Here is a 1996-nt window from a genome sequence, read left to right as displayed (position 1 = left end):
CGGTGGCCAGCGCCGCCGCGACCAGCTCGGCGCGGCGCGCCTTGGGCACCTTGCGCTGCTTGAGCGGGTACGCGATGTTCTCGGCGACCGTCATGTGCGGGAACAGGGCGTAATGCTGGAAGACCATGCCCATGTCCCGCTTGTGTGCCGGTGTCGCGGCGATGGCGGTGCCGTCCACGGTCAGCTCGCCGGAGGTGGGCCGGTCGAAGCCGGCGATGATGTTGAGCGTGGTCGTCTTGCCCGAGCCGCTCGGCCCGAGCAGCGTGATGAACTCGCCGGGCTTGATCGACAGCGAGACGTCGTCCACGGCGACGAAGTCACCGTAGCGCTTGGTCAGCCCGGTCAGCTCGATGCCGGCGCCGCGGGCGGCGAGATCGTTACTGGTGGACACGGGACCTCCTGGCGACGAAGAAGGTGGCGATCAGCACGAGGCTCGTGGTCAACACGATGATCATCGTGGCCGCCGCGGCGATGGTCGGGTCGGTCTCGCGGGTGACGCTCGCGTACATCTTCACCGGCAGCGTCTGCAGGTAGGGACTCTGGATGAACAGCGAGACGACCACCTCGTCGAAGCTCGTGACGAACGCGAACAGCGCGCCCGCGGCCACGCCCGGCGCGACCAGCGGCAGCGTCACGGTGCGGAACGTCGTCAGGCGTCCCGCGCCCAGGCTGGCCGCCGCGCTCTCCAGCCGCCGGTCGAACCCGCTCAGCGACGCGGTGACCGGGATCATCACGAACGGCAGCGCGAGCACGGTGTGCGCCATGACGAAGCCCATCAGCGTGCCCACGAGCTGCAGCTTCAGGAAGACGGCGTAGACGCCGATGGCCAGCACGACGCCCGGCACGATCATCGGGGCCAGCATCGACCCCTGGATCAGCGCGAGGCCGCGCATCCTGGCCCTGGTCAGGCCGAGCGCCGCAGCCGTGCCGAGCGCCGTGGCTACGATCGTGACCAACAGGCCCACTTCGATCGAGGTCCACAGGGCCGACATCCAGGCCGTGTCGCCGAAGAAGTGCTCGTACCAGCGGGTGGAGTAGCCGTCGGGCGGGAACTTGAGCGAGGCCTTCGAGGTGAAGCTGAGCGGCACCACGATCAGCGCGGGGGCCACCAGCCAGAACCCGACCAGGGCGCAGAACGCCCACAGCACCCCGCGGCCTGCACGTGCGCTCATCCGGTGACCTTCCTTCCCGCCCGGCGCAGTGTGACGCCCAGCAGCGCGATCATCGCGAGCGTGAGCCCGAGCAGGACCACGCCCATGGCGCCGCCGCGCCCCCACTTCAGCAGCCCGTTGACCTGCGTGAAGATCTGCTGCGAGAGCAGCGCGTCGGTGGGCGAGCCGAGCAGCGCGGGGGTGACGTAGAAGCCGAGCGCGCTGATGAACACGGTCAGGCAGCCCGCCGACACCCCCGGCAGGGACAGCGGCATGTACACGGTCGCGAACGCCTTGGCGGGGCGCGCCCCCATGCTGCCTGCGGCGGTGAGCAGCCGCCGGTCGATCCCGCTCATCACCGCGTAAAGCGGCAGCACCATGAACGGCATCAGCAGCTGGACCATCCCGATCACGACGCCCGCCTGGGTGCGGATCAGGCTGAACGGTCCCAGCCCGATGAGCCCCAGCGCGTCGTTGACCACGCCGGTGTCCTGCAGCAGGATCACCCACGCGAAGGTACGCACCATCAGGCTGGTCCAGAACGGCACCAGCACCAGCAGCGTCAGCACGGCCCTGGCCCGCGGCCCGGCGATCGTCATCCCGTACGCGTACGGGTACGACACGATCAGCGCGATCACCGTCACCCACAGGGCGGTGGTGAACGTGCGGCCGAGCACCCGCAGGTTCTGGGCCTCGCCGAAGAACCAGGTGAAGTTGCCGAGACCGGGTGCCGGATCGGTGAAGGCGCTGATCACCGTCGAGATCAGCGGAAACAGGAAGAAGACGGCGAGCGCCACCAGCGCCGGCAGGGCCAGGAGCGCCGGGCGGCGCTCAGGATCCGCCGG

The 1996-nt window shown here is 69.6% G+C and carries 3 protein-coding genes; all 3 read right to left on the bottom strand.

The genetic code is table 11. The features are described 5' to 3' along the window. Nucleotides 1–391: ATP-binding cassette domain-containing protein (locus AB0J09_RS63495; protein WP_360714027.1), on the bottom strand; the 391-nt coding region annotated here is incomplete at its 3' end. Then, complete coding sequence (locus tag AB0J09_RS63490; protein WP_360714025.1) at nt 378–1172, bottom strand: ABC transporter permease; 795 nt, start codon at nt 1170–1172, stop codon at nt 378–380. The genes AB0J09_RS63495 and AB0J09_RS63490, both read right to left, overlap by 14 nt. Next, on the bottom strand, nt 1169–1996 hold an 828-nt coding region (locus tag AB0J09_RS63485; protein WP_360714023.1), incomplete at its 5' end, for an ABC transporter permease. The genes AB0J09_RS63490 and AB0J09_RS63485, both read right to left, overlap by 4 nt.

It is taken from the genome of Nonomuraea sp. NPDC049784, from assembly GCF_040659615.1.
In the GTDB taxonomy this organism is placed as follows: Bacteria; Actinomycetota; Actinomycetes; order Streptosporangiales; family Streptosporangiaceae; genus Nonomuraea.
The sequence above is the reverse complement of the archived record's forward strand: the minus strand, read 5'-3'. Positions and strand labels throughout refer to the sequence as shown.